Raw genomic sequence first — 8,225 nt, 5'->3', positions numbered from 1 at the left:
TGGCGGTCGGCACTGGCCGGCCTGCCGGTCGTGTTCGGCCACCCCCGGCGGCGCTCGCTGGCCCTCATGGCCTGGATGCTCGGCATCTTCGTGCTGCCCGAGGCGCTGGCGGCGGCCTACGCCGTCGCGATCGGGGCGGGCCCGGCGGCGACCGGGCTCCTGATGGCGGCCGACCCGGCGGGCAGCGCGGTCGGGGCCCTGCTCGTCGCCTACGTGCTGCCGGCCCGGCTGCGCGAACGCGGCCTGGTGCCGTTGGCCGTCGGGGCGGCGCTACCGCTCGCACTGACGCCGCTGGCGGCCGGCCTGTGGCAGGCGGTCGCACTCTGGGCGGTCTCGGGAGCCTGCGCCACGGCCTGCCTGATCGCGGCCCAGTCGGGCTTCGCGCGGGCCACGCCGAGCGCGGTGCGCGGGAGCGCCGTGGGCGTCGCCGCGTCGGGTCTCGTGGCGACCCAGGGGGTCGCGGTCCTCGCCGGCGGGATGCTGGCCGAGTGGACCGCTCCGGCGACGGCGCTCGGTGTGTTCGGTGCGGTGGGGATCGTGCTCGCCCTCGGTGCGGTCCGGATGCTCCGGTCGGCCGGTCCGGGGGCGGTCGCATGACCCCGGCACGCGTGGTTCCCGGTGATCACCAGCCTCGGTTGCGCACGATGTCACCTCCTGTCGTCCGGTACGACGGCACCGCCGCCATTCGTGTCACTCAACGTGACGAATCGACGGTCATTATACCCGTTCGGGTGACATCGACGGTGTCGGACGAACGCGGTGTGCCGATTGGTCCCGTCCGTTCGGGTAGGTGCTCGTGACCGGGATCCGGAGTGGTGAGCCCGAACGTCCCCGCTGGCCCTTCCGCGGCCTGCCGGCGCGGGTGCTCGCCGTGCTGGTGCTCGTCGAGCTCACCGCCGTGGTGCTCGTCGTGGCCGACGTGGCCCGGCTGCCGTGGGACCGCGACACCGGCCTGCTGGCACTGGGCGCACTCGGTCTCGCGGCGCTCGGCGCGGTGCACACCGAGCTGGCGACCGGTATCGAGCGGGTGCGCCGGCGGGTCGCACACGTCTCCTACTTCGACCTGTCGACGGTCTGGACCTTCGCGGCCGCGCTGCTGCTGCCGCCGGGGATGGCGGGCCTGGTGGTCGTGGCCGTCTACGGCCACCTGTGGTGGCGGGTCTGGCGTCCCGCCGCGGCGCAGTTGTACCGGCACGCCTACACCACCGCGACCGTCGTGCTCGCCGCGATGGCCGCCTCGGTCCTCGTCCCGTCCGAGTCGCTCACCGCGGCCGCGGGGGTCGGCGGCGGGAGCCGGGTGATCGGCTACCTGTCGCTGCTGCTGGCCATGGCGGTCTACGGACTGGTCAACCAGCTGCTCGTCGCGACCGCGCTGGCGCTGTCCTCGCCGCACCGCCCCCAGTGGCGACGGCTGGTGGGGGACTGGGACGACCACGTGCTGGAGGGCGCGACGCTGTGTCTGGCGGTACTGGCCGCGCTCGCCGTGCAGCGCCAGGTGCTGCTCGTGCTGCTGGTCCTCCCGCCGCTGCTGGTGCTGCACCGGGCGGTGCTGATCCGGCAGCTGGAGGAGCGGGCGAACACCGACGCCAAGACCAACCTGCTGACCGCCGTCGCGTGGCGGGGCCGGGCGCACCGGGCGCTCGCCCGGGCGCGGCGCCAGCGCGGTGCGGTCGCGGTGCTGATCCTCGACCTGGACCACTTCAAGGCCGTCAACGACGGTTACGGCCACCTCGCCGGCGACGAGGTGCTCTCCGCCGTCGCCGGGACGCTGAAGGCCCAGGTCCGCGAGGTCGACCCGGTCGGGCGCTTCGGCGGGGAGGAGTTCGTCGTCCTCCTGGCCGGGCTGCCGGTGGGGCCGGAGGGACGCGAGCTCGCCCACAACGCGGCCGAGCGCATCCGGCGGACCGTCCGGTCGCTGGCCGTGCACGTCGACGGCCCGGGCGGCGGCATCACCATCTGCGACCTGTCGGTGTCGGTCGGGGTCGCGGTGACCGGCGGCGACGGCGAGTCCCTCGACGAGCTGCTGCAGGTCGCCGACCACGCCCTCTACGCGGCCAAGCGGGCCGGGCGCGACCAGGTCCGGACCGGACGCGACGGGAGCGTCCCCGGCCGCTGACCCCCGCGCGACCGGGTCCGCCGCACCGGGCACGGGGCCCCGCGACGACGTGGGCGACGGGACGACGGGGGGTACGCCACCGGGTCGCCGGGCACAGCGGGCGCCGGGCCGCCGGGCCGCCGGGGGCGCCGGGCCGCGGCGGCTGATCGGCTCCGTCCCGGAGGGGGCGGCGTCGGCGCGGCAGCGTCAGGCGTGTTCGGGTTCGGCCGGGAAGGTGTGGCGCCCGATCCGCACGGCGTCGCGCCCGGCCCGCTTGGCCGCGTAGAGCGCGGAGTCGGCGACCTCGAGCAGGCCGGTCAGGGCGTGGCCGTCGTCGGGGAACAGCGCCCCGCCGATCGAGACGGTGATCCCGGCGCCGGCCCGGGGCGACGGACGGCCGTCGGTCCGGGCGGCGCCCGGGGACGGTGCGGGCAGCCGCTGGGCCGGGACCCCGTCCGGCGGAGCCACCGGGCCGGAGCCGCCCGCGATCCGCCTGCGCAGCCGCTCGGCGATCTGCCGGACCTCCTCGCGCCCGTCGTTGCCGGAGAGCCGGGGGAGCAGCACGACGAACTCCTCCCCGCCGAACCGGCCGACGAGGTCGTGGTCGCGCAGCTCCTCGCGCAGCATCTGGGCGGTGGCGGCGAGGACCTGGTCGCCGTAGAGGTGGCCGTGCGTGTCGTTGATCTCCTTGAAGTGGTCCAGGTCGAGGATCAGCAGCGCCGCGGGCCGCCGTTCGCGTTCGGCGAGGGTCAGCTCGTGGGTCCCGCGCAGGTGCCAGGCCGCGTGGTTGAGCAGCCCGGTCTTGGCGTCGGTGTCGGCCCGTTCGCGCAGCTGGCGGACCAGGATCGTGCGGTGCAGGGCCAGGATGGGCGGCACCGCGAGCAGCGCGACGAACGGCCCGCTCGCGGCCAGCGCCCCCGCCGTCAGCGCCCCCAGGCAGAGGGTCGCCAGCTCCAGGGTGAGCTCGTCGCCGCCGAACAGGATGCGCACCACCCGGGTGTCCGGGCTGGCCACCGCGACCACGCCGAGGACCAGGCAGGTGTTGACGACGGTGTAGGTCAGCAGCGCGAGCAGCAGCGCGAGGGTGCCGGGCAGGCTGCCGTAGAGCTCGCCGGGCCGGGTCGCGGCGAGCACCCCGGCCGCCGCGTGCACGGACAGGATGACCGTCGCGGTGCTGTAGACCTCGCGGTAGACCGGCCTGCGGTCCGGGGGCGGCACCGGCCGCAGCACCCGGACGTAGAGGTGGGTGTAGACCACCACCACCACGAACGCGCCCAGTACCGGCGGCAGCAGCAGGGCCGAGGCGAAGGTCCAGACCGAGGTCAGGTTCACGTGGTGGGTCTCGGCGGTGTAGCGCCGGATGCGTTCGACGCCGGCCACGACCTCGGTGTGCAGGATCCCGGCCACGGTCAGCGTGGCGAGCAGCACCAGTGTCGCGTGGTCGAGCCGGGGCGGGTTCAGCAGCCCGGCGAGCACCAGGCAGACCGCCAGCAGTTCCACGGCGAGGACCGGGCCGAGCAGCCGTCCCGGGATGGACCAGATCGGCCAGCGGGTGACCTGGTGCAGCCGGACCGGTTCCGGGGCCATACGTCCCTCCCTCGCCGGCGTCGTCCCACCCGATCCTGCCCGTCCGCGGCAGCGACCGGCGTGCGGCCCCTCCGTGATCCTAACCGCACCCGTCGCCGTCTGTGATCGATACGGCTTCGTGATCGTGTCGTAGCTGCTCGGACGAGTGGTGTGATCACGCTGAGTGCCGGCCGCACGGCCGGACCGGTGATTGTTGATATCGCAATGGTGCTCCCTGGTTTGTTCGCGGGTCGACGGCGGGTCACCCTTTTCGGCGGCGGCACCGGTGAATGCGTGAGAGACCATGTCGGTATGCCGGTAATTGCTGTCCCGTGATGTCACGACGGCGCCACGACGTGGGAGATGTCGATCAGGAAAGGGGTGTCCGATGCGCAACTGGGGTTGGTGAACGCGTCCGCGGTAAGGGCCGCGGCCATTGTGTCGATCAACTGTGGGTCCGAGTGCGAAAGGAGATCGACAATGCGTAACTGGGGTTGGTGAGAACAGTGGACGTACCGCGTCGCAGCACGGGACGCGGCGGGCACCGTCCGGGTGACGGTCGACGCCCGCCGCGCCCGGCAGCGCCATCGGGTCGCCTCGGCTACCGGTCCGTAGAGTGGGACCACGAGTCGATGCCGGTCCTCCGTGGTGGAGGACGCCCGAACGGGGCCGGCGGCGAGGAGGCAGTACGTGACGACGAACCGGGGACTCTCGGCGATCCGGCGCCCGGCCGATCTGCGAGGGCTCGGGCCCGACGAGCTGACCTCGCTCGCGGCCGAGATCCGTGGGTTCCTGATCAAGGCGGTGTCCCGCACCGGGGGCCACCTGGGGCCCAACCTGGGTGTGGTGGAGCTGAGCATCGCCCTGCACCGGGTCTTCGAGTCCCCGCAGGACACCCTGATCTGGGACACCGGGCACCAGGCGTACGTGCACAAGCTGCTGACCGGCCGTCAGGAGGGCTGGGACCGGCTGAAGAAGACCGGCGGGCTGTCGGGCTACCCGAGCCGCGCCGAGTCCGAGCACGACCACGTCGAGTCCAGCCACGCGTCGTCGTCGCTGTCCTGGGCCGACGGGATCGCCCGCGCGCACGCCCTGACCGGGGTCGACCGGCACGTCGTCGCCGTGATCGGCGACGGGGCGCTGACCGGTGGCATGGCCTGGGAGGCGCTCAACAACATCGCGGCCGGCGAGGACCGCAACGTCGTGGTCGTCGTGAACGACAACGGCCGCTCCTACTCGCCGACCATCGGCGGGCTGGCCGACCGGCTCGCGTCGCTGCGGCTGCAGCCCGGCTACGAGCGGGTGCTCGAGGCCGGCAAGCGCACCGTCCGCGGCACCCCCGTGGTCGGGCCCGCGCTCTACGCCGGCCTGCACGCGTTCAAGGCCGGGGTGAAGGACGCGCTCTCCCCGCAGGAGCTGTTCTCCGACCTGGGGCTCAAGTACTTCGGCCCGGTCGACGGCCACGACATCGGCCAGCTCGAGTCGGCGCTGCGCCGGGCGAAGCGCTTCGGCGGGCCGGTCATCGTGCACACGGTCACCCGCAAGGGCAACGGCTACCCGCCCGCGGAGAACGACGAGGCCGAGCAGATGCACAGCCCGGCCGCGTTCGACCCGGAGACCGGTCTGCCCACCGGCACCCCGGTCACCGGCTGGACCGACGTGTTCGCCGAGGAGATGGTGGCGCTGGGGTCGCGGCGCACCGACGTCGTCGCCATCACCGCGGCGATGCTCGGCCCGACCGGCCTGGCGCCGTTCGCGGCCGCCCACCCGGACCGCATCGTCGACGTCGGGATCGCCGAGCAGCACGCGCTGACCACCGCCGCCGGGCTGGCCCGGGCCGGGCGGCACCCCGTCGTCGCGCTGTACTCGACGTTCCTCAACCGCGGTTTCGACCAGCTGCTGATGGACGTGGGCCTGCACCGCGAGCGCGTCACGCTGGTGCTGGACCGCTCCGGGGTCACCGGCAGCGACGGCCCGTCGCACAACGGGATGTGGGACCTGTCGCTGCTGGGCATCGTGCCCGGCATGCGGGTCGCGGCCCCCCGTGACGAGGAGACCCTGCGCGAGGAGTTCCGGGAGGCCACCGCGGTCACCGACGGCCCGACCGCCCTGCGCTACCCCAAGGGCTCGGTGATCGGCTCGGTGCCCGCGCTGCGCCGCCTCGACGGCCCGGCCGGGGTCGACGTGCTGCACGAGCCGTCCGACGGGCGCTCCCAGGTCCTGCTGGTCTGCGTCGGGGCGTTCGCGAAGGCCGGCGTCGCCGTCGCGCAGCGGCTCGCCGACCAGGGCGTCGACGTGACCGTCGTCGACCCGCGGTGGGTGCTGCCGGTCCCGCGGGAGCTGCTCACGCTGGCCGCCGACCACCAGCTCGTGGTCACCGTCTCCGACTGCGGCACGCACGGCGGGTTCGGCTCCGCGCTGTCCGACGCGCTGCGCGCCGCCGAGCTCGACGTGCGCCAGCGCGACCTCGCGCTGCCCCAGGAGTACCTGGAACACGGCAGCCGCGACGACGTGCTCGCCGCGACCGGGCTGACCGAGCAGGACATGGCCCGCCGGATCACCGAGTGGGCGGCCGCGGCGGTCCCCTCGACCCCCGAGGACGCCGTTCCCGGGCGGGAGCGCACCCGCTGATGCGCGTCATCGTCGTCGAGGACGAGCCGGCGATGGCCGACGCCGTCGTGCGCGGGCTGCGCCGGGACGGGATGGCCGTCGACGTGGCCTACGACGGCGACGAGGGCTCGGAGAAGCTGTCGGTGACCCGCTACGACGTCGCCGTCCTCGACCGGGACCTGCCCGGCCGCAGCGGCGACGACCTGTGCGACGAGCTCGTCGCCGCGGGCGGCCTGACCCGGGTGCTGATGCTCACCGCGTCGGGCACCCCGGCCGACAAGGTCGAGGGCCTGTCCCGTGGCGCCGACGACTACCTGGCCAAGCCGTTCGACTTCCCCGAGCTGGTCGCCCGGGTCCGGGCGCTCGGCCGCCGGGCGACCCCGGCGGTGCCGCCCACGCTGCGGGCAGGCGACGTCGTGCTGGACCCGGCCCGGCGCACCGTGCTGCGCTCCGGGCGGCCGGTCGAGCTGACCCGCAAGGAGTTCGGCGTGCTGGAGGTCCTGCTCGCCGCAGGCGGGGCCGTGGTGTCGTCGGAGGAGCTGCTCGAACGCGTCTGGGACGAGAACGCCGACCCGTTCACCACCACGGTGCGGGTCACCGTCATGACCCTGCGCAAGAAGCTCGGTGCGCCGGGTCCGATCGACACCGTCGTCGGTGCCGGGTACCGGGTGCCCGCCGACGGGACCCCCACGGCGTGACGGCGTGGGCGCCCTCCGGCCGCGGCTGACGCTGCTCGCGACGGCGCTCGTCGCCGCGGTCGCCGCGCTGCTGCTCTGGCTCGGCTGGATGCTGGTCGGCGCGGTGGTCGCGGGCACCCCGGCGCTGCCCGGAACGGTGTTCGTCGGCGGGGTCGCCGTGCCCGCCGAGACCGCCCGCGACGCGGTCGCCGCCGCGGCCCGCGCCGAGGTGCTGCGGGCCGGGCTGATCGCGTTCCCGCTGGTCGTCGCGGCCGGGGCGGTCACGTCCTGGGTGCTGGTCGGGCGGGTGCTGCACCCGCTGCGCCGGGTCGTCGAGACCACCTCGCGGCTCTCGGCGAGCTCGCTCGACGAGCGGGTCGCGCTCGCCGGTGCCCGTGGCGAGGTCGCCGAGCTGGCCGCCGCCGTCGACGCGATGCTCGACCGGCTGCAGGCCGCGTTCGACGCGCAGTCCCGGTTCGTCGCCAACGCCGGGCACGAGCTGCGCACCCCGCTCGCGGTGCTGCGCACCGAGATCGACGTGACGCTCCAGGACCCCGACGCCGACGCCGAGGAGCTGCGCCGGATGGCCGGGGTCGTCCGGGAGGCGGGCCGCCGCTGCGACGAGCTGGTCAGCGGGCTGCTGCTGCTCGCCCGCACCGAGGCCGGGGGAGCGATGCCGGGCTCCGACCGGGTGTCGGTGGACCTGGCCGGGCTCGTCGCCGCGGAGCTCGCGGCCGTGACCGGGGACGTCGCCGTCCGCGGCCTGGTCGTGCGCACCGACCCCCGGCCGGCGACGACCCGGGGGAACGAGCCGCTGCTGCGCCGGATGGTGGCGAACCTGCTGGAGAACGCGGTGCGGCACAACCGCGACGGCGGCTGGATCGAGGTCGGCTGCGGGACCGGAACGCCCGGGCCGGGGGTCGTGCTGCGGGTCGCGTCGTCCGGGCCGGAGCTGGCCCCGGACAGGGTGGCCGAGCTGTTCGAGCCGTTCCGGCGGGGCCCGGTGGCCCGCACCGCCCACACCCGCGGCTCCGGCCTGGGGCTGTCGATCGTGCGGTCGGTGGCCACCGCGCACGGCGGGGCCGTCCACGCCGAGGCGGTGCCCGGTGGCGGACTGGAGGTGCACGTCGCGCTGCCCGACGACAGCACGGCCCCGGAGCCCTCGGGCGGGGCCCCGGTCCTCGCCCGCTGACCGGACGCCGACCCGGTCCGGGTGCCTCACCCGGGACGCGGGCCGGGGCGGCTCGGGCGGCTCAGCGGGCGCGGGTGGCCAGGGC

5 protein-coding genes and 1 pseudogene are annotated in these 8,225 nt (G+C 75.2%); 5 read left to right on the top strand and 1 reads right to left on the bottom strand.

Features of this window, described 5'->3' with window-relative positions; translation table 11 throughout:
- Together NH602_RS25245 and NH602_RS32035 are read left to right on the top strand one after the other, a co-directional pair.
- Window positions 1-597: pseudogene (locus tag NH602_RS25245) on the top strand (MFS transporter); the annotation flags it as partial.
- Window positions 598-796: 199 nt separating this feature from the next.
- Complete coding sequence (locus NH602_RS32035; RefSeq protein ID WP_253069092.1) at window positions 797-2,116, top strand: GGDEF domain-containing protein; 1,320 nt, start codon at window positions 797-799, stop codon at window positions 2,114-2,116.
- 186 nt (window positions 2,117-2,302) lie between these two features.
- Here the strand turns inward: NH602_RS32035 and NH602_RS25235 are convergent, their stop codons facing one another.
- A complete protein-coding gene (locus NH602_RS25235; RefSeq protein WP_253069091.1) occupies window positions 2,303-3,682 on the bottom strand; it encodes a diguanylate cyclase in 1,380 nt (459 codons plus the stop codon).
- 669 nt (window positions 3,683-4,351) lie between these two features.
- On the opposite strand from NH602_RS25235, the gene dxs reads away from it, so the two are divergent.
- From dxs to NH602_RS25220, 3 genes are read left to right on the top strand one after another with little or no spacing between them, the layout of a single operon-like run.
- A complete protein-coding gene (gene dxs, locus NH602_RS25230; RefSeq protein WP_208820160.1) occupies window positions 4,352-6,292 on the top strand; it encodes a 1-deoxy-D-xylulose-5-phosphate synthase in 1,941 nt (646 codons plus the stop codon).
- Window positions 6,292-6,969 (top strand): response regulator transcription factor, encoded by a 678-nt coding sequence (locus tag NH602_RS25225; protein WP_062404606.1) that lies wholly within the window; start codon window positions 6,292-6,294, stop codon window positions 6,967-6,969. Before dxs ends, NH602_RS25225 begins: the two co-directional genes overlap by 1 nt.
- A 4-nt stretch (window positions 6,970-6,973) precedes the next feature.
- Entirely contained in the window at window positions 6,974-8,140 is a 1,167-nt protein-coding gene (locus NH602_RS25220; RefSeq protein ID WP_253069090.1) for a cell wall metabolism sensor histidine kinase WalK, read from the top strand.
- Window positions 8,141-8,225: the final 85 nt, after the last annotated feature.

The organism is Pseudonocardia sp. McavD-2-B, assembly GCF_024124365.1.
GTDB lineage: Bacteria > Actinomycetota > Actinomycetes > Mycobacteriales > Pseudonocardiaceae > Pseudonocardia > Pseudonocardia alni.
Note: the sequence above shows the minus strand (reverse complement) of the source record. Positions and strands in the feature narration are given on the sequence as shown.

Excerpts from the sequence above, each read along its gene's own strand:
- NH602_RS25225 (WP_062404606.1), top strand. The coding sequence starts at position 6,292 with ATGCGCGTCATCGTCGTCGAGGACGAGCCGGCGATGGCCGACGCCGTC.
- NH602_RS25235 (WP_253069091.1), bottom strand. The coding sequence starts at position 3,682 with ATGGCCCCGGAACCGGTCCGGCTGCACCAGGTCACCCGCTGGCCGATC.